Below are 26,602 nucleotides of genomic sequence, written 5' to 3'. Positions count from 1 at the left end.
CGGCGCGGGGGCTGGTGATGGTGCGGCGGGGGCGGGCGGGGCGGTGGCGACGACCGGGCCGTTGCTCGGGGCGGTGGTGCTGCTGCCGTTCTTGGGCGCATCGCGCAGCCGCTCGGCGATCAGCGCTTCCATCGGGTCGATGGCCTGCTCGGGGTACAGGTCGAGCACCAGCCGGTGCTTGTAGGCGGCCACGGGCGCCAGCGAGAACACCTGCGGGCGCACGGTCTGCTTCAGGTCGAACACGATGCGCACCACCTTCGGTGCGTTCTGCCCGATGCGCAGGCCGTTGATGTACGGGTCGCCGGGCTTGATCTTGCCGACCAGGTCGCGCAGCTCGGTGTTCAGGTCGATGCCCTCGATGTCCACGGCCAGCCGGGGCGGGCTGCCGACCACGAGCTGCTGCGAGTTGAGGCGGGCGTCGGACTCGATGGTCACGCGGGTGTAGTCGGCGGCGGGCCACACGCGCACGGCGAGGATGCTGGCGCCGCGCGCGATCTGGTGCACGCCCAGCATCAGCGCGATGCTGCCGCCTTGCAGCAGCACGCGCCGTTTCAGGCCGGTCGCCTTCATGCGGCCAGGCACGCCAGCAGGTCGCTGCCGCGAGGGGTGTTCGCCAGGAGGGTCACGCTGCGGGTGTCGTCGGTCATTGCTTCTATTTTAATAGCTAGGTCGGCAGGTGGGGTGCGCCCCGCGGCGTTCTCCGGCCACTCGGCCAGCTTGAGGCCCGGGCCCGCGAAGATGTCGCGGAAGCCCGCGTCGTCCCATTCGCGCGGGTCGGCGAAACGGTAGAAGTCGAAGTGGTAGATGGCCAGCCCGTCGGGCGCCTCGTGCGGCTCGACCACCGCGTAGGTGGGGCTCTTGATGCGCCCGGTGATGCCGAGCGCGCGCAGCAGGTGACGCACGAAGGTGGTCTTGCCGGCGCCCAGGTCGCCCTGCAGCGCGATGAAAGCGTCGCGCAATGCGGGCGATGCGGCGAGCGCGCGCGCCAGCGCGTCGGTGTCGTCTTCACCCTGCCAGCGCAGGGTGCGCGTTTCTACAATCGGCAAGTGATCGTCAGCCATCCACTCGTTGCTCGTATTCAGGCCTTGGCCCGGGAACTCGGATTCTCCCAAATCGGAATCGCGGGCGTCGATCTGTCGAGCGCCGAAGACGGTCTGATGCAATGGCTGGCCCATGGGTTCCATGGAGAAATGCAATACATGGCAACGCACGGCACGCGCCGCGCGCGGCCCGCGGAGCTGGTGCCGGGCACGGTGAGCGTGATCACCGCGCGCATGGACTACCTGCCGCGCGACACCGACGCCGAGTGGCAGGCCATCGAGTTCGACCGGCTGCGCCGCCCCGGCGAGGCCATCGTGTCGCTGTACGCGCGGGGCCGCGACTATCACAAAGTGCTGCGCAACCGCCTGGCCAAACTGGCCGAGAAGATCGCCGAAGAGGTCGGCCCCTTCGGTCACCGCGCCTTCACCGATTCGGCGCCGGTGCTCGAGGCCGAGCTCGCCTCGCGCAGCGGCCAGGGCTGGCGCGGCAAGCACACGCTGGTGCTCGACCGCGACGCGGGCTCGATGTTCTTCCTGGGCGAAATCTACGTCGACATGGCCCTGCCGCCGAGCGAGCCCGTCAGCGCGCACTGCGGCAGCTGCAGCGCCTGCATCGATGTGTGCCCGACGCGCGCCATCGTCGCGCCGCAGCGGCTCGATGCGCGCCGCTGCATCTCGTACCTGACGATCGAGCACGCCGGCGCCATTCCGGTGGAGCTGCGCCCGCTCATGGCCAACCGCATCTACGGCTGCGACGACTGCCAGCTGATCTGCCCCTGGAACAAGTTCGCGAAGAAGAGCACGCTGCCCGACTTCGACGCGCGCGAGGGGCTCACGGGCCGCACGCTGGCCGAGCTGTTCGCGTGGAGCGAGGAAGACTTCCTGCGCCGCACCGAAGGCAGCCCGATCCGCCGCATCGGCCACGAGCGCTGGCTGCGCAACATCGCGGTGGCGCTGGGCAATGCGGTGCGCTCAGGCGAGGGCGGCGCGAAGGAAGCGCTGGCCACGCGCGCCGGACATCCGAGCGAACTGGTGCGCGAGCATGTCGCGTGGGGGCTGGCGCAGCAGCCCGAAGATCAACCGATTTAAGCGGGAAGAATCTCGCGCACGCGTTCCCACGGCCGGCACATGAGCGTGCCGCGCGGCGACACCACGATCGGGCGTTGCAGCAGGATCGGGTGCTCGACGATCGCGTCGAACAGCTGGTCGTCGGTCAATTTCTCGTCCGCCAGCTTCAGCTCTTCGTAAGGCGCTTCCTTCGTGCGCAGCAGGTCGCGCGCCGTCAGGCCCATGGCCTTCGCCAGTTCGCGCAGCTTCTTCTTCGAGGGCGGCGTTTCCAGGTACAGGACGATCTCGGGCTCCACGCCGCTTTCGCGGATCAAGCCCAGCACGTTGCGCGACGTGCTGCAGTTGGGCTTGTGATAGATCGTCATCGGGTAGGCGGTGGTCGGTGTGCGTGCGGTCATGGCGTCGATTATGAGAAGAGAAGAACGGGCCTCAGCTTGTCTCTTCGTCCGCATCCATCGAGAACGGAAAGCGCGCCGCCCAGAACGCGGCCAGCCGCGGGTCGGCGTCCACGCGCCGCACCACGCGCGCCATGCGCGGCGCCACGCGGTAGAAGCGCCGGCGGGTCGGCGTCCAGCGCGACACCACGGTCACGTACAGGTCGAGCATGCTGAGCTTGTCGCCGAGCAGGTAGGGCGACGGTTCGTCGATCTGCGTGTCCATGAGGTGCCAGCAGTGCGCGATGCGCGCGGCCGTGCGCTCGAGCACCACGGCCTGCGCGGCGGCATCGGCCGCGAGGCGCGAAGGCTCGTCGCGCACCCAGAACATCGAATAGATCGAGGCCGGCAGGTAGACCATCCAGCGCAGGTACTGCGCGCGGCGCGGATCGCCGGGCGCGGGGCAGAGCCCGGCCTCGGGGTAGCGGTCGCCGAGCCAGATGAGGATGGCCGCGCTCTCGGTCATGACTTCGCCCGAAGGCAGCACGAGCGCGGGCACCTGCTGCATCGGGTTGACGCCGGTCAGCCGCTCGCGTTCGGACTCGCCCTCCCAGGGGGCGATGTCGACCGTGTCGACCTGCGCGCCGATCAGCGTCAGCGCGGCGTGGATGGGCGTGGCGCCCGAGCCGGGCGCCCCATAGAGGGTGTAGCGGTCGGCAGCTGCTGCTGCGACCGCCGGGGCGGATGGAGAGGCCATCCGCGCAGGGTACTGCAGGCGTGCGCCTCTTGCCAACCCGCTCAGGCGGCCAGCAGCGCGTCGACCTTGTCCAGCGCCTCGAGCGTCTTGAAGCAGGCCTCGGCCACTTCCGTGCCCTTGACCGCGAAGTGGCGGTGGAAGTACTTGCGGTGCTCCACGTGCTCGTGGAAGTGGTGCGGCGTGAGCACGGCCGAGAAGATCGGCACGTCGGTCTCCAGCTGCAGCGACATCAGCGTGCTGACGACGGTGTTGGCGACGAATTCGTGGCGGTAGATGCCGCCGTCCACCACCAGCGCGCAGCCGATGATGGCCGCGTACTTGCCCGAGTTGGCCAGGCGCTTGGCGTGCAGCGGGATCTCGAAGGCGCCGGGCACATCGAAGATGTCGATGAGCTCGCGCGCCACGCCGAGCCGCGCCATCTCTTCGAGAAAGGCGTCACGTGCCTGGTGGACGATGTCGGAATGCCATTGCGCCTCGACGAATGCGATGCGCTGGCCGCGCGGCGAACCCGACGCGGTGACGGCAGAAAGGGGAAGGTCGTTGATCTGACTCATGGTGTGCCTCTTGAAAGCAGGTTTCCTGAATCAGGGCGCACGAAACCACAGGCCCGCTCGCGCGCCGGTCTGCCAAAAAAGAGCAAAGCAAGGCGCGCGGGCATGCCCGCATTTCGCGCTCTCTTTCATCCGGACTGTGACCGTCGGCTTCGGAATCGCACCGAAATCTGCTGACCCTCGAACCTGTGGCAGGTCCGAGGCGCTCGCGGGCTTGTGCAACTTTCGTTGCCATCACCGCCGGTGGGGAATTGCACCCCGCCCTGAGAACGCTTGCCGTCCGGCGAACCGGACGACGGCGCGATTCTAGAAGCCCCGTGCAGCGCGGGGTTGTCACCCGCGCGCCAGACCTTCGCCCGCGCGGGGATTTTCTTCAGAAGCGGTACGTCGCGCTCGCGGTCAGGGTACGGCGCTGGCCGTAGAAGCAGTCGCCGCGCGCCAGGCAGGTGGTGATCTGCACCTTGTCGGTCAGGTTGGCCACGTTGAGCGCCAGGCGCAGCGGGCCGTTGTCCCACGCGAACATCGCGTCGAACAGCGTGACCGCGGGCGCGGGGTTGCTGTCCATGCCGTCGTACGACTTGCCCAGGTAGCGCACGCCGCCGCCGGCCGAGAAGCCGTGCAGGCCGCCGATCGAGAAGCGCTTGGTCACCCAGGCCGAGGCCGTGTGCTTGGGCACGCCCGAGATGCGCTTGCCCAGGTCGGAGCCGTTGCTCTTCGACACGCGCGCGTCGGTGTAGGCGTACGAGGCGATCCAGTCCCAGTCGCGCGCGATGCTGCCCTTGTACTCGAGCTCCAGGCCCTTCACGTGCACTTCGCCGAGCTGCACGCTGTTGAGCGGGTTGGTCGGGTCGGTGGTCTTGCGGTTGGTGTCGCGCAGGTCGTACACGGCCGCCAGGAACGAGGTGCGCTGGCCCGCGGGCTCCCACTTCACGCCGGCTTCCCACTGCTTGCCGCGCTGCGGCTTGAAGGGGTTGTTCGATGTGTCGACGCCGCCCAGCGGCAGGAACGATTCGGCGTAGCTCAGGTACGGTGCCCAGCCGCCGTCGGCCAGGTAGACCAGGCCGGCGCGCTTGGTGGTGGCCTTGTCGTCGGCCGCCGCGGAGGGGCGGCCTTCGGTGTCGGTGGTGGCCTTGTCGTGGCGCAGGCCCAGCAGGCCGATCCAGCGGCCGTACTTGACCTGGTCCTGCACGTACAGGCCCGCCTGCTTCTGCACCACCTCGGGTGCGCGCGTGTAGCTGGTGGGGGCCGTGTAGTTGCCGTACACCGGCGCGTACACGTCGAGCGCGCCCGCACGGCCGCGGCCCGAGAGTTTGGAGGTGGTGTTGCGCTGGAAGTCGGCGCCCAGCAGCAGCGTGTGCTCGACCTCGCCGGTCCTGAAGTGCGCCTCGGCCTGGTTGTCGAGCAGCAGCATCTTGCCGCCGTTGATGTCGCTGCTCAGGTCGCGCTCGATGGTGCGCTGGTCGGCGTTGAACACCGGGCGCGCCGGACGGCCCGTGAGGCGGTTGGCCGTGAAGCTGGTGTACGAGGTGTTGTACCAGACCTTGCTCTCGGTCGAGCGCAGGTTCTGGCGCACCGTCCAGGTGTCGTTGATGCGGTGGCTGAACAGGTAGCCCAGCGAGGTGCTGCGCGTGTCGAAGCGGTCGAAGCCCGGTTCGCCGGTGAAGGTCGAGGTCGGGATGCGGCCGTACAGCGAGGGCAGCAGCGTGCCCTGCCACGGGAAGAAGCCGATCAGCGAACCGCTCTTGTCCTTCTGGTAGGACGCCTGCAGCGTGAGCGAGGTGTCGGCGTTCGGGCGCCAGGTGAGCGAGGGCGCGATCGCGATGCGGTCGTCCGACACGTGGTCGACCTGCGTACCGCTGTCGCGGTTCACGGCCACGAGGCGGTACATCCACTTGCTCTCGGGATCGAGCGAGCCGGTGAAATCGGCGGCGATCTGCTTGCGCGCGTTGTTGCCCAGCTGCAGCTGCACCTCGCGCTGCGTCTCGGCCTGCGGACGCTTCGACACGAGGTTGAGCACGCCGCCGATGCCGCCCTGGCCGTAGAGCACCGACGAAGGGCCGCGCAGCAGCTCGACGCGTTCGAGCATGTACGGGTCGGGCCGGCTGGCGTTGTAGGTGCCGTAGGTGCGTTGCAGGCCGTCGAGGTACTGCACGGCGTCGCCGCCGCGGGCCTTGAACGAATCCACGCGGCTGTCGAAGTAGCTCGACACCACGCCGGCCGTGTAGTTGGTGGTCTCGCGCAGGGTGAGCGCGCCCTGGGCTTCGATCTGGTCACGCGTGACGACCGAGATGGCCTGCGGCGTCTCGATCAGCGGCGTGTCGGTCTTGGTGGCGGTGCTGCCGCGCCTGGCGACGAAGCCCGTCACGGGGCCGGTGGCGGTCTCGCCGGCATCGCCCGAGACGGTGACGGTGGGCAGCGCCTGCCGCGTTTCGGCAGCGGCGGTTTCTTGCGCGTGGGCATGTGCGCTGGCGGCGAGCGCCACGGCGGTGACCGCGAGCGTGGCATAGCCCCGCCGCGTGCGCGGCGTTCCGGGGCGGCGATTCTTGAGTGTCATGTGCAGCTTCTCCTGTGTCCTGCTTCGGACGTGTCTAGGGCGGGGGAGTGGCTGCGGCGCGGTCAGGCGCGCCATGGCTTCTCGGGTGCGATCGAAAAAAACGGAAACGAACGAGCGCGTGCCGTGGCGCATTCCGAAAGGAAAGCGCATCCGGCTGGTGTTGTGTGTCTACGGCGTCGTGGGGGCAGTGGCCGGGGGCGACGACGGGATGTGTCGTCGCTCGGGCTGCTGCGTCTTCGTTCCTTCGAAGACGGCTGGCGGGCTCGCGGCGGGCGCGGGCGGCTGGCTGAGGCGGGCGATTATAAAAGGCGGCGTCAACGGCCTGCGAGGAACTGCGTCATGCGGTGCAGTTCTTCGTCGAGGCCCGCACGGAAGGCCGCGCCGTGCGGCTTCTTCGCGTCGGCGTAGCCGAAGGCCGGCTGCAACCGACCTTCCGACGCACTCACGTTGGCCCAGCCGATCACGCGGTCGTGCCACAGCATCGGCAGCGCGTAGTAGCCGAACTGCCGTTTCGGCGCGGGCGTGTAGGCCTCGAACTTGTACGTCCAGCCCCACAGCAGCTCGAAGCGGCGGCGGTCCCACACCACCGGGTCGAAGGGCGCGAGCAGGCGCACCGCGTCGTCGGGCGCATGGCGGCGCGAGGCGGGGTTCTCGTCGGCGGGCCAGTACCACGTCGTGCCGTCGATGCGGCAACTGGCCAGTTCCTCGCGCGCCAGCCGCAACGCCGCTTGCGTCTGCGCAGCCAGGTGCGGTGCGCCGTAGCCGAGCAGGCGCACGAGGTAGGTCAGGCTCGTGGCTGGCAGCGGCGCGTACTTGCGCACCACCAGTTCGATGAGCGCCGCCGCACGCTGCGCGCGCCCGGCGGGGCTGTCGTCGGCGGGCGGATGGCTCACCGCTTCGTACACCCGTGTGCCGCTGTCGCGCCGCACCACGCGCAGCAGGCCGCGGTAGTGCATGCCGTCGAGCAGGTGCGTGGTGGCGTTGCTGGAGCCGCCCCAGTAGTTCTGGATGCGGCCATGCGCAAAGTGCTGCTCGACCTGGCGCGGATGCACCGGGCCGTGCTCGCGCACATAGGCCAGCACGTCGGCGGCCTTGCGGCGCGTGTCGGCGTCCCAGGCTTTCTTGGCCTCGCGCGGATGCATCAGCGCCAGGTGTTCGCGCGGCAGGAAGCCGTAGTTGACGAGGCAGTCTTCCTCGATCGCCAGCCGCGCGTAGCGGCTTTCGAGATCGCCCGCGCGGTAGTCCTTCACGCGATGGCGCAGCGTGAGGTCTTGCGCCCGCGCCGGCGCGCGGATCGGGTCGGCCTGCACGAAGCCGAGCTTGCGGATGGCGGCGGGCAGCGTCGTGGGCGTGAAGAGGGTGCGCGCGACGGCGTAGCGGCGCAGGTCGTCGAGGGTGGGGTCAGCCATGGGGCGGATTGCAGCACAAGCGGCTGCCTTTCGCTTCGGCCGGATCGATCAGACCGCGCTGCGGTGTCGTTCGATGCAGACGTCGAGCGTCTCGGCCCCAGTCCGTTGCCACCAGTCCAGGTTCGAAAAGATCTCGACCTCGCTGAACCCCGCAAACCCCGCGTCCTCGACCCAGCCGCGGATCTTCTTCAGCTCGACAACGCCGTCACCCATCATCCCGCGATCGGAGAGCAGGTCGCGCGTCGGCGTGAGCCAGTCGCAGACGTGGTACGCCAGCAGCCGTTCGCGGCCGGCGCGGGCGATCTGCTGTTGCAGCTTCGGGTCCCACCACACGTGGTAGATGTCGAGCGCCACGCCGAGCATGCCGGTCTTGCCCGCATCGAGTTCGTCGCACAGATCGAGCGCATGCTCGAGCGTGTTGATGCAGGCGCGGTCGGCCGCTTGCATCGGGTGCAGGGGCTCGATGGCCAGCGGCATGCCGACCTCGCGCGCGTAGTCGAGCGATGCGGCGATGCCGTCGCGCACTTCATTGCGCGCGCGGCTGATGTCCTTGTACGCCGCCTTGCCGTCGAGCGCACCGGGCAGGGCGCCGACCACGAGCACAAGACAGGGCGCGTCCAGCGTCTTCGCTTCGTCGATGGCGCGGCGGTTGTCGTCGAGCGCGGCCGTCAGGCCGGCCGCGTCGGGCGCGGGAAAGAAGCCGCCGCGGCAGTAGCCCGAGAGGCCGATGCCGTGCGCCTTCAACTGCTTGGCCACCTTGTCGAGCCCGACGGCCGCAACCTGGTCGCGCCATGGGCTGATGGCGCGGATGCCGCGTTCGGCGCACTGGTCGATGAGGCGGTCCAGCGGCACCTCGGCGCCCGACTGCTTGCGGATGGTCGCCGTGTTGATCGACAGCCAGTCGTGGTTCTGCGAGAAATCGCGCATGGTCGCCATCAGCCTTCCACGCCGTGCAGCGCCAGCAGCGTCTTCATGCGCCGCACCGCGAGTTCCGGCTGCTCCAGCAGGTTGGCCGCATCCGCGAGACGGAAGAGCTCGGCGAAGTGCTGCAGCGAGCGCGTGCTCTGCTGCCCACCCACCATCGTGAAGTGCTTCTGGTGGCCGTTGAGCCAGGCCATGAACACCACGCCCGTCTTGTAGAAGCGCGTGGGCGCCGCAAAGATGTGGCGCGACAGCGGCACCGTGGGGCCGAGGATCGCGTGGAACTTCTCGCTGTTGCCTTGCGCCAGTGCGCCGAGCGCGGCACTCGCAGCCGGCGCGATGGCGTCGAAGATGCCCAGCAGCGCATCGCTCTTGCCGTGCGTCGGCTCGCTGCCGAAGCCGTCGCCGGCGATCAGTTCGGCGTAGTTGAAGTCGTCGCCCGTGTACATGCGCACACCCTTCGGCAGGCGGCGGCGCATCGCGATTTCCTTGTCCTTGTCGAGCAGCGAGATCTTGATGCCGTCGACCTTCTCTGGATGCGCCGCGATGATGCCCACGGCGGTGTCCATCGCCGCGTCGACATCCTTCGTGCCCCAGTAGCCTGCGAGCGCCGGGTCGAACATGTCGCCCAGCCAGTGCAGCACCACGGGTTGCTTCGCCTGGCTCAGGATGCGGTCGTACACGCGCTCGTAGTCCGCGGGGCTCTTGGCCACGCGGGCCAGTGCGCGGCTGGCCATCACGATCAGCTTGCCGCCGAGCGCCTCGATGGCGGCCATCTGTTCTTCGTAGCCGCGGATCACGTCGTCGACGCTCTTCACGTCGTCGATGTTGAGGTGGTCGGTGCCGCAGCCCGAGGCGACGAGCGCGCCGGGCATGTCCTTCGCGGCGTCGAGCGAGCGGCGGATCAGTTCGAGCGACGTGGGCCAGTCGAGGCCCATGCCCCGCTGCGCGGTGTCCATCGCCTCGGCCACGCCCAGGCCCAGGGAGAACAGGTGGCGGCGGTAGGCGATGGTGGTGTCCCAGTCGACCGCACATTGCAGCCACGGGTCGACGGCCGCGAGCGGGTCGGCCACGACGTGCGCGGCCGAGTAGGCGATGCGGTTGAACTTGACACCCGCGTCGGGCTTCACCGGCGCGGTGCCGCGCAGGGCGTAGGGCGCGAGCGCGCCGCTCGCGGTGGGGAGGGTCAGCGACAGTGCCATGGCTTTGTCTTCTTCTTCAGACCTTCAGCGTGGGCACGTCGATCCAGCGGCGCTCCTGCCACGAGGCGAGCGCGGCCTCGACCAGCTGCACGCCCTTGGCGCCTTCGGGCAGCGTCCACTTGTAGGGCGCGTCTTCCACCACGTGGCGGATGAAGTGTTCCCACTGGATCTTGAAACCGTTGTCGTAGGCCTGCGAGTCCGGAATTTCCTGCCACTGGTCGAAGAAGTTCATCGTCTGCTTCTCGTCGGGGTTCCACACCGGGCGCGGCGTGGCCACGCGCGACTGGGCGCGGCAGCTCGACAGGCCCGCCACGGCCGAGCCGTCGGTGCCGTCGACGTGGAAGGTCACGAGGTCGTCGCGGCGCACGCGCGTGGCCCAGCTCATGTTGAGCTGCGCGATCACCGGCTCGCCGTTGTGGCCCGTGAGTTCGCAGGTGGCGTAGGCCGCGTCGTCGGCGGTGGCCTCGTAGGGCTTGCCGGCTTCGTCCCAGCGCGTGGGGATGTGGGTGGCACCGATGCACGACACCGATTTCACCTCGCCGAACAGGTTGTCCAGCACGTAGCGCCAGTGGCACATCATGTCCAGGATCATGCCGCCGCCGTCTTCCTTGCGGTAGTTCCAGCTCGGGCGCTGGATGGGCTGCAGGTCGCCCTCGAACACCCAGTAGCCGAACTCCAGGCGCACGCTGAGCATGCGGCCGAAGAAGCCCGCGCGGCGCAGCATGTCGAGCTTGCGCAGGCCGGGCAGGAAGAGCTTGTCCTGCACCGCGCCGTGCTTCAGGCCCGTGGCCTTGCCGGCTTCGTCGGCCAGGCGGGCGATCTCGACGGCTTCGTTGAGGTTGGTGGCGATCGGCTTCTCGCAGTACACGTGCTTGCCGGCGCGGATGGCCTTGGCCAGCAGCGTGGGGCGCATCTGCGTGGTGCCGGCGTCGAAGAAGACGGTGTCGTCCTTGTTCGCGAGCGCCTGGTCGAGGTCGGTGCCCCAGCGCGGGATGTTGTGGGCCTTGGCGAGCGCTTCCATCTTCTCGGCGTTGCGGCCGATGAGGATCGGGTCGGGCATGACCTTGTCGCCGTTGGACAGCGTCACGCCGCCCTGGGCGCGGATGGCGCAGATGGAGCGGATCAGGTGCTGGTTCATGCCCATGCGTCCGGTGACGCCGTGCATGATGATTCCGAGACGTTGGATTGCCATCGTGGGTTCCTTGGGGAGATGCAGGGGAAAAGAGAAAGGGGCTTCGATCGGCGTGGCGCGTGGCAACGCCGGGGCAGGCCGGGCTGCCCCGCGTGCACGACGCGGTGCGAGACCTCGGTGTGTCTGCTGTTACTGCTGGACCGCGAGGCCGGCGGCCTTCACGAGTTGCGCGTTGCTGGTGATCTCGTCCTTGATGTAGGCGTCGAACTGCTCGGGCTTGAGCGTCCAGGCGTCGGCGCCCAGCTTGAGAAAACGCTCCTTTACCTCGGGCGTGGCCAGGGCCTTGACCACCTCGTCGTGCAGGCGGTTGACGATGTCGCGCGGCGTCTTGGCGGGCGCCATCATGCCGATCCAGAAGTTGAACTCGGAGCCGGGCACGCCGGCTTCGGTGGTGGTGGGCACATCGGGCAGGGCGGCGGCGCGCTTGGGCGAGCCCACGGCCAGTGCGAGCAACTGGCCTTCCTTGATCTGGCCGATGACGGGCGCGATGGGCGAGAAGTAGTAGTCGACGCGGCCCGAGAGCACCTCGGTGACGGCCTCACCCGATCCCTTGAACGGGATGTTGGTCGCATCGATCTTCGCGGCCATCTTGAACTTCTCGGCGTTCAGGTGCGTGGCGCTGCCCTGGCCGGCCGAGGCGAAGTTCATGCTGCCGGGCTTGGCGCGCGCGGCGGCCAGCAGCTGCGGCAGGGTCTTGATGTTCTTGCTGGGCGAGATGACGAGCGCGTTGGGCAGCGACGAGATCGGCGTGACGCCCGCGAAGTCGTGCACCGTGTCGAAGGGCAGCTTGGCGAAGGTCGAGGGGCTCACCGTGTGCGACGACGAATGGATCATCACCGTGTAGCCGTCGGGCGCGGCGGTGGCCACCGCCTGCTGGCCGATGGTGCCGCTGGCGCCGCCGCGGTTCTCGATGATCAGCGCCTGGCCCATGCTGGTGCCCATCTTGTCGGCGATGGCGCGGGCAATGATGTCCGTCGTGCTGCCGGCGGCGAACGGAACGATCACGCGGATCGGCTTGGTGGGGTAGCCGTTCTGCGCGGCCGCCAGACCCGGCAGCAGGGCGGCCAGGCAGGTCAGCGAGGCCAGGAGGGTGGTGCGTGCAAGTTGCTTCAAGGTTGTCTCCGCGCGGTCGGGCCGCAGTTCTTGAGTCATCAATTCACCATTGAGTGAATTAGTGAATTGTAGGAACGGCTGCGCCGCAGCGTCAACCGACGCTGCTTGGTGAAAACCCGGGGGCGTGGAAAAGGGCGCCTGCAGCGCCCGAAGGCTCAGTGCAGGACGTAGCCCAGCACGAGATCGGTCATGTGCGAGAGGCGTTGCGCCATCGCCTTGGGCGCACGCAGGTCACGCCCGAAGATGGCCGACAGCGTGTGGTTGTTCGAGAGGTAGAAATAGCACAGCGAGGCGATCGAGATGTACAGCTGCACCGGGTCGACGCCGGCGCGAAAGAGGTTGTCCTTCTTGCCGCGCTCCAGCACGGTGTCGAGCAGCTGCACCAGCGGCGAGTTCATCTCCTGGATGCGGTCGGAGCGCTTCAGGTGCGCCGCGCCGTGCAGGTTCTCGCTATTGAGCAGCGTGATGAACTCGGGATGCTCCAGGTAGTAGTGCCAGGTGAACGACACCAGCTGGCGGATCGCCTCGACGGGCTCGATCTCGTCCAGGTGCAGGCGCTGCTCGGCGGCGCGGATGTCGGCGTACACGCGCTCCAGCACGGCCAGGAACAGGTCGTCCTTGCTGCCGAAGTAGTAGTAGATGAGGCGCTTGTTCAGGCCTGCGCGCTCGGCGATGCTGTCCATGCGCGCACCGGCCAGGCCGCGTGCGGCGAACTCGTCGCGCGCCGACGCGAGGATGGCCAGTTGCGAGCGGTCGGCGTCGCGCGAGCGCGGCTCGAGCGTTTCGGGCAAAGAGTCCTTGAGGGCCTTCATGACGCGAATTTAACCAATTGGGGAATTAAGACAAGGCGTGGAAGGCAGGCACACATAATCGCCGGAGATATTTGCAACTGAGGTTCGAACTTTCCATGAGTACATCACAACCCGCGGGCCACCTGATCGTCGAGTGCCTGGTCGAACAAGGCATGCAACTCGCCTTCGGCGTGCCGGGCGAGAGCTTCCTGGCGGTGCTCGATGGCTTCCATGCCTACCGCGACCGCGCGCGTTTCGTGGTGAACCGGCAGGAGGGCGGTGCGGCCTTCATGGCCGAGGCGCACGGCAAGCTCACGGGGCGCCCGGGCGTGTGCTTCGTGACCCGCGGGCCGGGCGCGACCAATGCCTCGATCGGCGTGCACAACGCGTTCCAGGATTCGACGCCGATGGTGCTGTTCGTGGGCGATGTCGGCAGCGACTTCCGCGACCGCGAGGCCTTCCAGGAAGTGGACTACGCCAGCTTCTTCGGGCCGAGTACCAAGGGCTTCGCCAAGCGCGTGGAGCGCATCGACGACGCCGACCGCATCCCCGAGTACATCGCGCGCGCCTTCGCCACCGCGATGAACGGCCGCCCGGGCCCGGTCGTGCTGGTGCTGCCCGAGGACATGCTGCGCACCGAGACGGCGGCACGGCCGCTGGCGCGCGTGGAGGCGGTCCAGCCGTGGAGCGACCCGGGCGCGCTGCGCACGCTGCGCGAGCTGCTGCTGAAGTCGCAGCGCCCGCTGCTGATCGCCGGTGGTGGCGGCTGGACGCCGCAGGCCGCGCAGGCGCTGCAGCGCTTCGCCGAGAACTGGCGCCTGCCGGTGGCAAACGCCTTCCGCTTCCAGGACACCTTCGACAACCACCACCCGCAGTACGCGGGCGACGTGGGCATCGCCATCAACCCGAAGCTCGCGCAGCACGTGAAGGACGCCGACCTGGTCCTGGCCATCGGCCCGCGCCTGGGCGAGATGACGACCGGCGGCTACACGCTGCTCGAAGCGCCGAAGGCGAAGCAGACGCTGGTCCACATCCATGCGAGCGCCGAGGAGCTGAACCGCGTCTACCAGGCCGACCTGGCAATCAACGCCGGCATGAGCGCCGCGGCGCGCAGCCTCGAGGTGCTGAGCGCGCCGCCCTCGCTGCCGTGGGAAGCCTGGACGCAGCAGCTGCATGCCGACTACGAAGCCTGGCTGCAGCCGCAGGCGCTCGCCGGCATGCCGGCCGAGACGCCGCGCGGCGCGGTCGACATGGCGGCCGTGGTGGCGCTGCTGCAGAAGCACCTGCCGGCGGATGCGGCCATCACCAACGGCGCCGGCAACTTCGCGAGCTGGGTGCACCGCTACTTCCGCTACCACGGGCTCGCCAAGGGCGCCAAGACGCAGCTGGCGCCCACCAGCGGCGCGATGGGCTATGGCGTGCCAGCGGGCATTGCCGCGAGCATCGCCACCGGGCGCGTGGCTTTCACCATCGCGGGCGACGGCGACTTCCTGATGAACGGGCAGGAGCTGGCAACGGCCTCGCAGCACGGCGGCAAGAGCATCGTCGTGCTGCTCAACAACGGCATGTTCGGCACGATCCGCATGCACCAGGAGCGCGAGTACCCCGAGCGCACCAGCGGCACCGCGCTGCGCAACCCCGACTTCTGCGGCCTGGCGCGCGCCTACGGCTACGCGGCCGAGCGCGTCACCGAGACGTCGCAGTTCGAGGCCGCGCTGCTGCGCGCGCTGGCGGCCGACACCGGCACGCTGATCGAGATCCCGCTCGACCCCGAGGTGATCACCACGCGCGGCACGCTGGCGTCGATCACGCGCGCGGCGAAGCAGCAGGCGCAGGGCTGAGCGTCACGCGATGGCGGGCCACCTCGTCGCGCAGCGCGGGCGAGCGCAGTTCGAAGACGTCGAACAGGCCGAGCGCGTCGAGCGTGGGAATCAGCGCCGCGAGGTCGTCGCGGGCGACGCGGCGTTCGTCGGCCGTGGCGTTCGGGTCTTCGAGCACGCGCGCATTGGCGAGGAAGGCGCCGACCGAGCCCTTGCGCACGGTGTGGCCGTCGATGACGGTGAAGTCCTGTCCGTCGGGAATGATGTCTTGCGCTTTCATGGGGATTCCTTGGTGGAGATGCCTTCGATGCTAGGCAGCGGGGCGGTCCCCGGCTTGCGGCGCGGGGCCAATCGATACCGCGTGCGGGCCAGCCATGGCGGCTGAATCGCCCGCGACGCTCTGGCGCTATGCGCACGAAGCACCGCGCATCACCGGCTACCACGCGCATGAGACCGGCCAGCTGTTCGCGCTGCGCGAAGGCCTGCAGGTCATCGAGACGCCCGCGGGCCGCTGGGTGCAGCCGCCGGGATGGATCGGCTGGATCGCGCCGCGCTGCGCCCATGCCGCACAGAGCTTTGGTGCCACGTCGGGGTGGAGCCTGCACATCGATGCATCGGCCGCGGCGGCGCTGCCGGACGGGCCTCACGTCTTTGCCGCCACGCCACTGGTGCGAGAGCTGGTGGCGCGGCTGATGTCGCTGGACCCATCCGACGTACTGCAGGAGCCCCGCCGCGCGCGATTGGTGGGCGTGCTGGTCGACGAACTGGCGGCCGGCGGGCGAGAGTCGCTGCACCTGCCCATGCCGCAGGACCCGCGGCTGGTGGCGATGGCGCGTGCGCTGGCGGACGATCCGGCGTTGTCCGGCGGCATCGACGACTGGGCCGATCGCATCGCCATGGCCCGTCGCACGCTCACGCGCCGCTTCGCTGCCGAGACCGGGCTGAGCTTCACGCAATGGCGCCAGCAGGCGCGTCTGCTGAAGGCGGTGGAACTGCTGAGCCTGCGCGAGCCGGTGACGGCGGTGGCGCTGACGGTGGGCTACAGCTCGGTGAGTGCCTTCATCGAGGCCTTCCGCAAGCACTTCGGCTGCACGCCCGCGCGCTTCTTCGAGGCGGGTGAGGGCTTGCTGCAGGCGAAAAAAAAGCCCGCATGACGCGGGCTTTTTGACTCAGGAGCACGAGGCCCCCGAACGCTTACTTGACGTGCTTGCCAATCAGCGCAGCCAGTTCGAACATCGAAACCTGGGCCTTGCCGAAGATTTCCTTCAGCTTGGCGTCGGCGTTGATGTTGCGCTTGTTGGCCTTGTCTTGCAGGTTGTTCTTCTTGATGTAGTCCCACAGCTTGCTCACCACAGCGGTGCGCGGCAGAGGCGTCGAACCGACCACAGCGGCCAGTGCCGGGCTGGGGGTCAGGGCCTTCATGAACGCAGCGTTGGGGGTGCGCTTCTTGGCGGGAGCGGCCTTCTTTGCAGGAGCCTTCTTCGCCGGTGCAGCCTTCTTTGCAGGAGCAGCCTTCTTGGCGGGCGCCGCTGCCTTCTTGGCCGGTGCGGCCTTCTTTGCAGGAGCCGCAGCCTTCTTTGCGGGAGCGGCCTTCTTTGCCGGAGCTTTCTTGGCCGGAGCCTTCTTTGCAGTTGCCATGGTTGATTTCCTTTTTTGGTTGAACGTTCACCAATGAAAAACTTGCGTCTCCAGTGGCAATGCGGATGCTAAATGAGAAAAAACGCGTTTCCAAGGGAAAAAGCGCTTTTTTCATTGGGAGCTGTTGTTTTTTCAGAGGGGAGAAGGGACGTTGTTCACGTTCGTCGCCCCGGCCACGTCGCCAGCACCACGCCCACGAGGGCGATTGCGAACGCAAGCAGCTGCGGCGAAGTGAGGTTTTCCCCGAGCACGAGCACGCCCACGAGGGCCGCGCTGACGGGCAGCAGCACGGTGAAGACACCCGCTTGTGCCGCTGGTACGTGGCGAAGTCCGGTCATCCACAGCCACACGGTCCAGATGCTGGCGGCCAGTGCGTAGGCGACCAGCAGCGCCCAGGTGCCGAAGCGCACGGCGGTGAAGTCGAACTGCAGCGCGAACCAGATGCCGAAGGGCATCGACAGCACGAAGCCCCACAGGTTGATGAGCGACGCGATGCGCTTGGGCCCCAGCTTGCCGGTGAGCGACTTGCCGATCACCGCATAGGCGGCCTCGCAGAGCACCGCGCAGAACACGAGCAGGTTGCCCAGCCAGGGCATCGACGGCGCACCGGCCGTGCTGCTGGTGGAGGTTGGTGCATGCGCCGGCGTGAACGCGAGCAGGCCGATGCCCAGTGCTGCGCAGGCAATGGCCAGGCCGATGCGCACCGTGATGCGCTCGCGCAGGAAGAGCCAGCTGGCCACGGCAACCACCGCGGGGATCGACGCCATGATCACGCCCGCCGACACCGCGCTGGTGAGGCTCACGCCGAACAGCATGCAGATCGAGAACAGGAAGTTGCCGAGGAAGGACTCGAGGAACACGAGCCCGCGCGTGCGTGCGCTCATGGGCGGCTCGTCGGGCGTGGGTTGGAGCCAATGCGGCATGGCGAGCGCCGCGATGCCGAAACGCAGCCACGCCAGCAGCAGCACGGGGAAGGCGGCCACCAGCGGCTTGGAGAGGGCGACGTAGATGCCGACGAGCGACATGCTCAAGGCCAGGCAGCCGTAGGCCACGAGGCGGCCGGAGGTGGAAGCGGCGGGGTTCAATAGACTGGGCGCTGGTTGTTGATCGGATGGATTCGATGATGCCCCACGTTCTTGTCTACGGCACGCTGCGGCGCGGCGGGCGCAACGACATCGCGCGCTACCGGCCGGCGCCGGTGTTCGTCGGCGAGGCCGTCATCGCGGGCACGCTGTACGACCTGGGCGCGTACCCGGGCGTGGTGCTCGGCGGTGCGGGGCGTGTGAAGGGCGAGGTCTACCGCATCGCGCCGCAGGTCGAGCGCGAACTCGACCGGCTCGAGGAAGTGGCCGACGACGATTCGGGCGAGTACATCCGGCGCCGCGTGCGTGTGGCGGTGGGCGGGCAATCGATCGACTGCCTGGTCTACGAGATCCATCCGACGCGCATCGCGGGCCACCATGTGATCGACAGCGGCGACTGGATCGCACATGCGGCGGGCGCCGCGGGATAGGCGTGGTTTTCACAACCGAAAGAGTGATTCCGCATCGCGAAAATCCGAACTGCTGCGCCGCAATATTTTTTCTCGATATGAGAAAAATAATTTCTCATTGAGAAATATCTCTGTAAGTTGTTGATTTTGTTGGTTCAAAAATATGTCTTCTATAAGACATAAGAGTCCGCAATCGGATTACAGTAACCCCACGGCCGCAACGCCAACCTTCAATCAACCTCACGGAGTGACCATGCCCCAGACCCTGAACGAACAACTGAGCCGCGAACAGCAAATTGCCGCCCTCGAAAAGGACTGGGCCACCAACCCGCGCTGGAAGGGCGTGAAGCGCGGCTACAGCGCAGCCGACGTGGTTCGCCTGCGCGGTTCGCTCCCCATCGAGCACACGCTGGCCAAGCGCGGCGCCGAGAAGCTCTGGGCCAAGATCAACGGCGGTGCCAAGAAGGGCTACGTGAACGCCTTCGGCGCGATCTCCGCCGGCCAGGCCATGCAGCAGGCCAAGGCCGGCCTCGAAGCCGTGTACCTGTCGGGCTGGCAGGTCGCCGCCGACGGCAACACCTCGGAAACGATGTACCCCGACCAGTCGCTGTACGCCTACGACTCGGTGCCGACGATGGTCCGTCGCATCAACAACACCTTCAAGCGCGCCGACGAAATCCAGTGGGGCCGCGGCATCAACCCGGGCGACAAGGAATTCATCGACTACTTCCTGCCGATCGTCGCGGACGCGGAAGCCGGCTTCGGCGGCGTGCTGAACGCCTTCGAACTGATGAAGAACATGATCGCGTCGGGCGCTGCCGGCGTGCACTTCGAAGACCAGCTGGCGGCCGTCAAGAAGTGCGGTCACATGGGCGGCAAGGTGCTCGTGCCGACGCAGGAAGCCTGCGAGAAGCTGATCTCGGCGCGTTTCGCCGCCGACGTCATGGGCGTGTCGACCATCGTCCTGGCCCGCACCGATGCGGAAGCCGCGAACCTGATCACGTCGGACCACGACGCCAACGACAAGCCTTTCCTGACCGGCGAGCGCACGCAAGAAGGCTTCTACCGCGTCAAGAACGGCCTGGAGCAAGCCATCAGCCGCGGCGTGGCCTACGCTCCGTACGCCGACCTGGTGTGGTGCGAAACCGGCGTGCCGGACATCGGCTTCGCCCGTGAATTCGCGCAAGCCGTGCACGCCGCCTGCCCCGGCAAGCTGCTGTCGTACAACTGCTCGCCGTCGTTCAACTGGAAGAAGAACCTGGACGACAAGCAGATCGCCTCGTTCCAGGAAGACCTGTCGGCGCTGGGCTACAAGTACCAGTTCATCACGCTGGCCGGCATCCACATCAACTGGTTCAACACCTTCCAGTTCGCCCACGCGTATGCCAACGGCGAAGGCATGAAGCACTACGTGAACATGGTGCAGGAACCCGAGTTCGCCGCACGCGACAAGGGCTACACCTTCGTGTCGCACCAGCAGGAAGTCGGCGCCGGCTACTTCGACGACGTGACCACCGTGATCCAGGGCGGCTCGTCCAGCGTGAAGGCGCTGACCGGTTCGACCGAAGAAGAACAGTTCCACTGAGCTGCCTTCGTTGATCGCTGAGTGACGGCGCGTTGCGCTGTCGCCCCCAAGCCCGGCCTCGTGCCGGGCTTTTTCGTGGGCGCCCGACGGGCCGGGCTCAGGCCTCGAGCCGCACCTCGCGCACGCCGCGCCCCAGCCGCTGGCGCAGCAGCGTGCGCAAGGTGACGCCGTCCGCGTAGCCGACCATGCCCGCGATCTGCTCGAGGCTCTTGTTGCTGGTCTTGAGCAGGTGCACGGCGCGTTCGACGCGCAGGTCCTGCACGTACGACAACGGGCTCTTGCCCAGCACCTGCTGCATGCGCCGCGCCAGCGTGCGCTTGCTGGTGCCCGCGGCCTGCGCCGCTTCGTCGAGCGAGAAACCCTCGGCCAGCCGCCCGCGCGCCCAGCGCTCGAAGCGCTCCACCAGCGGGTCGGCGTGCGAGAGGTGGTCGGAGATCGCGTAGGCCGACTGCGAGGGGCGCGAGTCCACGATGAGGTAGCGCGCGACCAGCGCCGCGAGTTCGGGGCTGGCCTGGCGCACCAGCCACAGCGCCATGTCGACGTGGCTCAGCGCCGCGCCCGCCGTGACGAGCGGCCCCGAGCTGACCAGCATGCGCGAATCGTCGAGCAGCACCGCCGGGTAGCGCTGCCGGAAGAGGGTGGCTAGCCACCAGGTGGTGGTCGCCTTGTGGCCCGCGAGCACGCCGGCTTCCGCCAGCACGAAAGTGCCGATGCACGCGGCGGCGATGCAGCCGCCGTCGTCGGCGCGCGCGCGCAGTGCCGCGCAGGCATCGCGGACGTCGGCGCGTTGCAGGGCGGGCTCCAGCGTCTCGGGCATCTTGCAGCCGAGCGCCGGGACGATGAGCCAGTCGGTGGCGGCGCCGGTGTCGGCCAGCGTGTGCGTCACCGGCACGGTGAAACCCTGGGCGGTGCGCACGCGCTTGCGGGTGCCCACGATGGTGACCTCGAAAGGTGCCACGTTGAGCTGCAACATGGCGGTGACTTCGTTCGCGGTGGTGAAGACGTCGAGCACCGTGGCCAAGCCGGAATCGAACACGCCGTCGAGGGCGAGGACATCGAGTTTCATGGCAATAACGATACCAAAGATGTCAAAAAAGCCAATGGTCCAGAGGGCGGGGCTTGCCTAGAGTCCATGCCAGCGCTGCGCAATCCCGTGCGCCGTTGTTGTCCACCCAGGAGATGTCTCATGATCAAGTTCGCACTGTTTGCCCGCCTTGAAGCCAAGCCCGGCAAGGAGGTCGCCGTCCAGCAATTCCTCGAGGCCGGCCTGGCCATGGCGCGCGAGGAAAAGACCACGCCGATCTGGTTTGCGCTGCGGCTGTCGCCCAGCACCTTCGGCGTGTTCGATGCGTTCGAGGACGAAGCCGGCCGCCAGGCCCACCTGACCGGCCCGATCGCCCAGGCCCTGATGGCGCAGGCGCCCGAGCTGTTCGCTGGACCGCCCTCGATCGAGCCGATCGAAGTGCTGGGCCTTAAGAACGTGGCGGCCGCGGCGTCGTGAGCGTGCAGGTGCAGCCCATGACGACACCTATCGGCGACCCGGTGTTCGTCAGCGATGGCGAACGCTTCGTGCCCACCGAGGCGGCCATCGGCCCGTGGTCCGCCGACGCCCTGCAGGGCAGCGCGACCGCCGCCTTGCTTGTGCGCGCGCTCCAGGCGCACGAGGCGAGCCGCGGCCGCGAGGTGGCGCGGTTGAGCTTCGATTTCTGGCGCCCGGCGAGCCGGGCGCCGATCACGCTCGAATTCACGCTGCTGCGCGACGGCGCCAAGGCGCGCACGGTGGCGTTCGACATGGTCCAGGACGGCAAGTCCGTGCTGCGTTGCACCGCCTTGCTGCTGCGCAGCGGGCAGACGCCCGCGCTGCCGGCCGCCGACGCCTTCGCCGCTGTGACATTCGCGCCGCCGGAAGAGGGCGCGCCCATTCCCGCGGTGGCGTCCCGCATGAGCCCGTTCTTTGCCGGCGTGGACGTGCGCATGGCACGCGGGCAGATCCTAGAGCCCGGCCCGGCGGCCGCGTGGTTGCGCCTGGGCCGGCCGCTGGTCGACGACGAGGCCGCGTCGCCGCTGGCCCAGGTGGCCTCGGCGGCCGATCTCGTGGCGGGCATCTCGCAGTGGGCGCATCCGGCGCGGCTGGGCTTCGTCAATGCCGACCTGACGATCAACCTGCGGCGCGCGCCGCGCGGCGACTGGATGCTGGTCGATGCCCTCACGCTTGCGGGCCCGATGGGCACGGGCTATGCCGTCGGGCAGTTGCATGACCGCGGCGGGCTGGTCGGGCAGTGCGTTTCCAGCCTCCTGTTCGAGGCGCGCGGCTGAAGCAGGCAGCGGCTAGAATCGCCCACTCTGCACTCAACAAGAGCGAGAAAGGCACCTTGGTTATGACACCGCGAACTACCCCGCAAGGATTCGGCGGCTTTTTCTTCTTCGAAGGAAAGGGCCGGTAGCCCCGCGCTCGCTGGTTTTTCCAGCGCACCAACCAAGCAAAGCGCGGCATCCACCGCGCTTTTTTGTTTTTCTCCCCGAGGTTTTCACATGATCCAGATCACGCTCCCCGACAACTCGCGCCGCGAGTTCCCCGGCCCGGTTTCGGTGGCCGAAGTGGCCCAGTCCATCGGCCCCGGCCTCGCCAAGATGACGGTGGCCGGCAAGATCGACGGCAAGCTCGTCGATGCCAGCGACGTCATCGACCGCGACGCCAGGCTGCAGATCATCACGCCCAAGGACGACGAGGGCCTGGAGATCATCCGCCACTCGACGGCCCACCTGGTCGGCCATGCGGTGAAGCAGCTGTACCCGACGGCCAAGATGGTCATCGGGCCGGTGATCGACGAAGGCTTCTACTACGACATCTCGTTCGAGCGCCCGTTCACGCCCGAGGACATGGCCGCCATCGAGGCGCGCATGCGCGAGCTGATCGCGCAGGACTACGACGTGATCAAGAAGATGACGCCGCGTGCGGAAGTCATCGAGGTCTTCAAGTCGCGCGGCGAGGACTACAAGCTGCGCCTGGTCGAAGACATGCCCGACGAGCAGGCCATGGGCCTGTACTACCATCAGGAATACGTCGACATGTGCCGCGGCCCGCACGTGCCGAACACGCGCTTCCTGAAGGTCTTCAAGCTCACGAAGCTGGCCGGCGCCTACTGGCGCGGCGACGCCAAGAACGAGCAGCTGCAGCGCATCTACGGCACGGCCTGGGCCGACAAGAAGCAGCTGGACCAGTACATCCAGCGCATCGAGGAAGCCGAGAAGCGCGACCACCGCAAGCTGGGCAAGGAACTCGACCTGTTCCACATCGACGAAGTGGCGCCGGGCGTGGTGTTCTGGCACCCCAAGGGCTGGGCGGTCTGGCAGCAGGTCGAGCAGTACATGCGCGGCATCTACCGCGACACGGGCTACTGGGAAGTGAAGGGCCCGCAGATCCTGGACAAGAGCCTGTGGGAGAAGACGGGCCACTGGCAGAACTACCGCGACAACATGTTCACGACGGAGTCGGAGAAGCGCGAGTACGCGCTCAAGCCGATGAACTGCCCGGGCCACGTGCTGATCTTCAAGAGCGACCTGCGCAGCTATCGCGACCTGCCGCTGCGCTATGGCGAGTTCGGCCAGTGCCACCGCAACGAACCCAGCGGTGCGCTGCACGGCATCATGCGCGTGCGCGGCTTCACGCAGGACGACGGCCACATCTTCTGCACGGAAGACCAGATCCTCGACGAATGTATCGCCTACACGGCACAGCTGCAGAAGGTCTACGCCGACTTCGGCTTCACGGACATTCTCTACAAGGTCGCGACGCGGCCCGAGAACCGCGTCGGCTCCGACGAACTGTGGGACAAGGCCGAGCACGCGGTGATGGAATCGCTGCGCCGCTCGGGCGTGGACTTCGTCATTTCGCCCGGCGACGGCGCCTTCTACGGCCCGAAGATCGAGTACACGCTGCGCGACGCCATTGGCCGTCACTGGCAGTGCGGCACGATGCAGGTCGACTTCAACACGGCGGAGCGCCTGGGCGGCGAGTACGTCACGGAATCGAGCGGCCGCGCCCACCCGGTGATGCTGCACCGCGCCATCGTCGGCAGCCTCGAGCGCTTCATCGGCATGCTGATCGAACACCACTCCGGCGCCATGCCCGCATGGCTCGCTCCGGTGCAGGTGGCGGTGCTCAATATCAGCGAAGGACAGGCCGACTACGCGGCGCAAGTTGCGAAAACGCTGCAAAATCAAGGGCTTAGAGTTCAGCTGGATCTGCACAACGAAAAGATTACGTATAAAATACGGAAGCATTCGTTGCAAAAGCTCCCTTACATCCTCGTCGTGGGTGACAAGGAAAAGGAAGCAGGTGCCGTCGCAGTGCGCGCCCGGGGCAATCAAGACCTCGGTGCAATGTCCCTCGAATCGTTCACGCAACGGCTCGTCCAGGACGTTGCTGACAAGCGTTGATTTGTCTCTGAAACACCCCATATGTTTCTCTGCCACATCGTGCCGCCTGTCCGCGAAGACTGAGCGGCGATCGCTACAGATTTTGTAGCAAACTTTGAAGGATTCTGACCATCGCTACTGCATTTCGCGACCGCCGCCACCGCGAGGAACGCCAACACCGCCTGAACCGGGAAATCATGGCCCCGGAAGTCCGCCTGGTCGGCCCGGAAAACGAGCCATTGGGTGTCATGAGCCTTTCCGAAGCCTTGCGCCTTGCGGGTGAGGCCGACGTGGATCTGGTGGAGGTCGTTGCTGCGGCAAATCCGCCCGTGTGCCGCCTGATCGAGTACGGAAAGTTCAAGTACCACGAGCAGAAGAAGGCAGCCGAGGCGAAGTCGAAGCAGAAGGTCATCGAGGTCAAGGAAATCAAGTTCCGGCCCGGTACCGACGATGGCGACTACAACATCAAGATGCGCAACATCAGGCGCTTTCTTGAAGAGGGCGACAAATGCAAGATCACGCTGCGCTTCCGCGGCCGCGAGATCACGCACCAGGAGCTCGGTCTGGCTCTGCTGCAGCGCATTCGCGACGAGCTGGGCGACACGATCATGGTCGAGCAGTTCCCGAAGCTGGAAGGCCGTCAGATGATCATGATGATCGCTCCGGGCCGCAAGAAGGTTGGCGGCGCGGCGCCGAAGCCGGCAGCAGATGCTGCGCCGGCAGCAGCGCCCACGGCAACCGCCTGAGGCATTTGCAGTAGACGGGTTTTGAAGGGATTTCGCCCTGGCCCGCATTTCGAAAGAAGTGCAGGCGGGGGCGAGATAAAGAAGTGTCTCGGGGCCAACAAGTCCGTGGAGTATCCGCGGCGCCTCACGAGCACAAACTAAAGGAGCATTCACATGCCCAAAATGAAGACCAAGAGCAGCGCGAAAAAACGTTTCCGCGTTCGTCCCGGTGGCACCGTCAAGCGCGGTCAAGCCTTCAAGCGTCACATCTTGACGAAGAAGACCACCAAGAACAAGCGTCACCTGCGTGGTGCAGTCGCAGTGCATGAGACCAACATGGTTTCTGTCGCCGCCATGCTGCCCGGTCGTGGCATTTAACTCAGACGAACAAGGAGTACACACATGCCTCGCGTCAAACGTGGTGTAACGGCTCGCGCCCGCCACAAGAAAGTTCTCGCACTCGCCAAGGGTTTCCGCGGTCGCCGCGGCAATGTCTTCCGCGTCGCCAAACAGGCGGTGATGAAGGCTGGGCAATATGCCTACCGTGACCGCCGTACCAAGAAGCGCGTGTTCCGTCAGCTGTGGATCGCGCGTATCAACGCCGCCTCGCGTGAACTGGGCCTGACCTACAGCCAGTTCGCCAACGGCATCCGCAAGGCCGGTATCGAGATCGACCGCAAGATGCTTGCGGACATCGCCGTGCACGACAAGGCCGCTTTTGCCGGCATCGTGGAGCAGGTCAAGGCCAAGCTGGCTGCTTGATTTTGCACAGCAGGTCGCCGTCTCCGGACGGCTTCTTGCGCCCACGGCTCAAGGGCTGGCGCTTGAAAAGGCTCCAGCTCTTTTTTATTTCCCCTCGAAGATTTTTGTTGCTATGAACGAGTTGGACTCCCTGGTCGACACCGCACGCGCCGCCTTCGCCGAAGCGAAAACGCCCGCAGAGCTCGAAAACGCCAAGGCCCAGTTCCTCGGCAAGTCGGGCCGCATCACCGAGCTGATGAAGGGCATGGCTGCGCTGAGTGTCGAAGAGAAGAAGTCCCGCGGTGCCGCGATCAACGTCGGCAAGCAGGCCATCGAGGCTGCACTGACCGATCGCCGCCAGCAACTCGCCGATGAAGAACTCTCGCTGCAGCTGCGCGCCGAAGCGCTCGACGTGAGCCTGCCCGGCCGCCATCGCGCCGGCGGCGGACTGCACCCCGTGAGCCGCACGCTGGAGCGCATCGAAGAGATCTTCTCGAGCATGGGCTTCGACGTGGCCGACGGCCCCGAGATCGAGAGCGACTGGCACAGCTTCACCTCGCTCAACAACCCGCCGAACCACCCGGCGCGTTCGATGCAGGACACCTTCTACGTCGACCTCAAGGGCGACGACGGCATTCCCTACAACCTGCGTCCGCACACCAGCCCGATGCAGGTGCGCTACGCCCACCAGCACACCAAGAAGTACGCGGCCGAGTTCGCCGCTGCTGCTGCCGACACCACCGGCACCGTGAAGGCGCCCGAGATCCGCGTGATCGCGCCCGGCCGCACCTACCGTGTCGACAGCGACGCCACCCATTCGCCCATGTTCCACCAGTGCGAAGGCCTGTGGCTCGGCGAGAACGTCAGCTTCAAGGACCTGAAGGTTGTCTTCACCGACTTCTGCCGCACTTTCTTCGAGCGCGACGACCTCGTGCTGCGCTTCCGCCCCAGCTTCTTCCCGTTCACCGAGCCGAGCGCCGAGATCGACATCCAGTTCGCGAGCGGCCCGCTGGCCGGCCGCTGGCTCGAAGTCGCCGGCTCGGGCCAGGTGCACCCGAACGTCGTGCGCAACATGGGCCTCGACCCCGAGCGCTACATCGGCTTCGCCTTCGGCATGGGCCCCGACCGGCTCACCATGCTGCGCTACGGCGTGAACGACCTGCGCCTGTTCTTCGACGGCGACCTGCGTTTTCTCTCGCAGTTCCAGTAA

Annotated in this window: 28 protein-coding genes and 1 riboswitch; of the genes, 12 read left to right on the top strand and 16 right to left on the bottom strand. The window is 67.2% G+C overall.

What is annotated here, in order from left to right:
* Both VBO01S_RS09905 and tsaE read right to left on the bottom strand, forming a co-directional pair.
* Positions 1-570, bottom strand: a 570-nt coding sequence (locus VBO01S_RS09905) for an AMIN domain-containing protein (RefSeq protein WP_157627334.1), incomplete at its 3' end; no start/stop codon positions are given.
* A complete protein-coding gene (tsaE, locus tag VBO01S_RS09900; RefSeq protein ID WP_056579690.1) occupies positions 567-1,061 on the bottom strand; it encodes a tRNA (adenosine(37)-N6)-threonylcarbamoyltransferase complex ATPase subunit type 1 TsaE in 495 nt (164 codons plus the stop codon). The genes VBO01S_RS09905 and tsaE, both read right to left, overlap by 4 nt.
* On the opposite strand from tsaE, the gene queG reads away from it, so the two are divergent.
* Positions 1,047-2,129: a tRNA epoxyqueuosine(34) reductase QueG gene (gene queG / locus VBO01S_RS09895; protein WP_062473511.1), complete on the top strand. Its 1,083-nt coding sequence runs from the start codon at positions 1,047-1,049 to the stop codon at positions 2,127-2,129. The two genes, tsaE and queG, sit on opposite strands and share 15 nt — an antisense overlap.
* On the opposite strand, the gene arsC is transcribed toward queG, so the two are convergent.
* The 10 genes from arsC to VBO01S_RS09845 form a co-directional block, all read right to left on the bottom strand.
* Positions 2,126-2,506, bottom strand: coding sequence for an arsenate reductase (glutaredoxin) (gene arsC, locus VBO01S_RS09890; RefSeq protein WP_062473487.1), 381 nt, complete (start codon positions 2,504-2,506; stop codon positions 2,126-2,128). The two genes, queG and arsC, sit on opposite strands and share 4 nt — an antisense overlap.
* 31 nt (positions 2,507-2,537) lie before the next feature.
* The gene (locus VBO01S_RS09885; protein WP_062473484.1) at positions 2,538-3,239 is read right to left on the bottom strand and encodes a glutathione S-transferase family protein; all 702 of its coding nucleotides are present in this window, start codon (positions 3,237-3,239) and stop codon (positions 2,538-2,540) included.
* A 41-nt stretch (positions 3,240-3,280) separates the two neighbouring features.
* Positions 3,281-3,793: a 6,7-dimethyl-8-ribityllumazine synthase gene (locus tag VBO01S_RS09880; protein WP_062473480.1), complete on the bottom strand. Its 513-nt coding sequence runs from the start codon at positions 3,791-3,793 to the stop codon at positions 3,281-3,283.
* A 113-nt stretch (positions 3,794-3,906) separates the two neighbouring features.
* Positions 3,907-4,065, bottom strand: a riboswitch (FMN riboswitch).
* A 98-nt stretch (positions 4,066-4,163) separates the two neighbouring features.
* A complete protein-coding gene (locus VBO01S_RS09875) occupies positions 4,164-6,344 on the bottom strand; it encodes a TonB-dependent siderophore receptor (RefSeq protein WP_082818066.1) in 2,181 nt (726 codons plus the stop codon).
* 314 nt (positions 6,345-6,658) lie between these two features.
* Positions 6,659-7,753, bottom strand: a complete 1,095-nt coding sequence (locus VBO01S_RS09870) for a DNA glycosylase AlkZ-like family protein (protein ID WP_062473477.1) — start codon at positions 7,751-7,753, stop codon at positions 6,659-6,661.
* A 48-nt stretch (positions 7,754-7,801) separates the two neighbouring features.
* Complete coding sequence (locus VBO01S_RS09865; RefSeq protein WP_062473501.1) at positions 7,802-8,680, bottom strand: sugar phosphate isomerase/epimerase family protein; 879 nt, start codon at positions 8,678-8,680, stop codon at positions 7,802-7,804.
* A gap of 8 nt (positions 8,681-8,688) precedes the next feature.
* Positions 8,689-9,876: a dihydrodipicolinate synthase family protein gene (locus tag VBO01S_RS09860; RefSeq protein ID WP_062473476.1), complete on the bottom strand. Its 1,188-nt coding sequence runs from the start codon at positions 9,874-9,876 to the stop codon at positions 8,689-8,691.
* 16 nt (positions 9,877-9,892) lie between these two features.
* A complete protein-coding gene (locus tag VBO01S_RS09855) occupies positions 9,893-11,068 on the bottom strand; it encodes a Gfo/Idh/MocA family protein (RefSeq protein WP_062473475.1) in 1,176 nt (391 codons plus the stop codon).
* Between the two features lie 129 nt (positions 11,069-11,197).
* A complete protein-coding gene (locus tag VBO01S_RS09850) occupies positions 11,198-12,181 on the bottom strand; it encodes a tripartite tricarboxylate transporter substrate binding protein (protein ID WP_062473474.1) in 984 nt (327 codons plus the stop codon).
* Positions 12,182-12,336: 155 nt separating this feature from the next.
* Positions 12,337-12,993, bottom strand: coding sequence for a TetR/AcrR family transcriptional regulator (locus VBO01S_RS09845; RefSeq protein WP_062473472.1), 657 nt, complete (start codon positions 12,991-12,993; stop codon positions 12,337-12,339).
* A 95-nt stretch (positions 12,994-13,088) separates the two neighbouring features.
* Here VBO01S_RS09845 and VBO01S_RS09840 point away from each other — a divergent pair, with 95 nt between their 5' ends.
* Positions 13,089-14,813, top strand: a complete 1,725-nt coding sequence (locus VBO01S_RS09840; RefSeq protein ID WP_062473470.1) for a thiamine pyrophosphate-binding protein — start codon at positions 13,089-13,091, stop codon at positions 14,811-14,813.
* Here the strand turns inward: VBO01S_RS09840 and VBO01S_RS09835 are convergent.
* Positions 14,779-15,072 (bottom strand): hypothetical protein, encoded by a 294-nt coding sequence (locus VBO01S_RS09835; protein ID WP_062473468.1) that lies wholly within the window; start codon positions 15,070-15,072, stop codon positions 14,779-14,781. The two genes, VBO01S_RS09840 and VBO01S_RS09835, sit on opposite strands and share 35 nt — an antisense overlap.
* A 94-nt stretch (positions 15,073-15,166) precedes the next feature.
* Between VBO01S_RS09835 and VBO01S_RS09830 the strand changes: the two genes are divergently transcribed.
* A complete protein-coding gene (locus VBO01S_RS09830) occupies positions 15,167-15,946 on the top strand; it encodes an AraC family transcriptional regulator (RefSeq protein WP_062473466.1) in 780 nt (259 codons plus the stop codon).
* A 40-nt stretch (positions 15,947-15,986) separates the two neighbouring features.
* Here VBO01S_RS09830 and VBO01S_RS09825 read toward each other — a convergent pair whose 3' ends face one another.
* Together VBO01S_RS09825 and VBO01S_RS09820 are read right to left on the bottom strand one after the other, a co-directional pair.
* Entirely contained in the window at positions 15,987-16,430 is a 444-nt protein-coding gene (locus tag VBO01S_RS09825; RefSeq protein WP_062473465.1) for an SWIB/MDM2 domain-containing protein, read from the bottom strand.
* Between the two features lie 155 nt (positions 16,431-16,585).
* Positions 16,586-17,515: a DMT family transporter gene (locus VBO01S_RS09820; RefSeq protein WP_062473462.1), complete on the bottom strand. Its 930-nt coding sequence runs from the start codon at positions 17,513-17,515 to the stop codon at positions 16,586-16,588.
* Positions 17,516-17,550: 35 nt separating this feature from the next.
* On the opposite strand from VBO01S_RS09820, the gene VBO01S_RS09815 reads away from it, so the two are divergent.
* Together VBO01S_RS09815 and aceA are read left to right on the top strand one after the other, a co-directional pair.
* Positions 17,551-17,943: a gamma-glutamylcyclotransferase family protein gene (locus VBO01S_RS09815; protein ID WP_062473460.1), complete on the top strand. Its 393-nt coding sequence runs from the start codon at positions 17,551-17,553 to the stop codon at positions 17,941-17,943.
* Between the two features lie 232 nt (positions 17,944-18,175).
* Positions 18,176-19,507 carry an isocitrate lyase gene (aceA, locus tag VBO01S_RS09810; protein WP_056579731.1) on the top strand — a complete coding sequence of 444 codons (1,332 nt, stop codon included), beginning with the start codon at positions 18,176-18,178 and terminating at the stop codon, positions 19,505-19,507.
* Positions 19,508-19,604: 97 nt separating this feature from the next.
* On the opposite strand, the gene VBO01S_RS09805 is transcribed toward aceA, so the two are convergent.
* A complete protein-coding gene (locus VBO01S_RS09805; protein ID WP_062473458.1) occupies positions 19,605-20,573 on the bottom strand; it encodes a GlxA family transcriptional regulator in 969 nt (322 codons plus the stop codon).
* Between the two features lie 120 nt (positions 20,574-20,693).
* On the opposite strand from VBO01S_RS09805, the gene VBO01S_RS09800 reads away from it, so the two are divergent.
* From VBO01S_RS09800 to pheS, 7 genes are all read left to right on the top strand, one after another.
* Positions 20,694-21,008: a putative quinol monooxygenase gene (locus tag VBO01S_RS09800; protein WP_062473456.1), complete on the top strand. Its 315-nt coding sequence runs from the start codon at positions 20,694-20,696 to the stop codon at positions 21,006-21,008.
* 17 nt (positions 21,009-21,025) lie between these two features.
* Positions 21,026-21,823 (top strand): thioesterase family protein, encoded by a 798-nt coding sequence (locus VBO01S_RS09795; protein WP_157627333.1) that lies wholly within the window; start codon positions 21,026-21,028, stop codon positions 21,821-21,823.
* 216 nt (positions 21,824-22,039) lie between these two features.
* Complete coding sequence (gene thrS, locus VBO01S_RS09790; RefSeq protein ID WP_062473452.1) at positions 22,040-23,947, top strand: threonine--tRNA ligase; 1,908 nt, start codon at positions 22,040-22,042, stop codon at positions 23,945-23,947.
* Between the two features lie 101 nt (positions 23,948-24,048).
* The gene (infC, locus tag VBO01S_RS09785) at positions 24,049-24,672 is read left to right on the top strand and encodes a translation initiation factor IF-3 (protein WP_082818065.1); all 624 of its coding nucleotides are present in this window, start codon (positions 24,049-24,051) and stop codon (positions 24,670-24,672) included.
* A gap of 153 nt (positions 24,673-24,825) precedes the next feature.
* Positions 24,826-25,029, top strand: coding sequence for a 50S ribosomal protein L35 (gene rpmI / locus VBO01S_RS09780; RefSeq protein WP_007832497.1), 204 nt, complete (start codon positions 24,826-24,828; stop codon positions 25,027-25,029).
* A gap of 24 nt (positions 25,030-25,053) precedes the next feature.
* The gene (gene rplT / locus VBO01S_RS09775) at positions 25,054-25,413 is read left to right on the top strand and encodes a 50S ribosomal protein L20 (RefSeq protein ID WP_007832499.1); all 360 of its coding nucleotides are present in this window, start codon (positions 25,054-25,056) and stop codon (positions 25,411-25,413) included.
* 112 nt (positions 25,414-25,525) lie between these two features.
* Complete coding sequence (pheS, locus tag VBO01S_RS09770) at positions 25,526-26,602, top strand: phenylalanine--tRNA ligase subunit alpha (RefSeq protein ID WP_056579739.1); 1,077 nt, start codon at positions 25,526-25,528, stop codon at positions 26,600-26,602.

Origin of the sequence: Variovorax boronicumulans NBRC 103145 (genome assembly GCF_001591345.1) — a bacterium.
In the GTDB taxonomy this organism is placed as follows: Bacteria; Pseudomonadota; Gammaproteobacteria; order Burkholderiales; family Burkholderiaceae_C; genus Variovorax; species Variovorax boronicumulans.
Note: the sequence above shows the minus strand (reverse complement) of the source record. Positions and strands in the feature narration are given on the sequence as shown.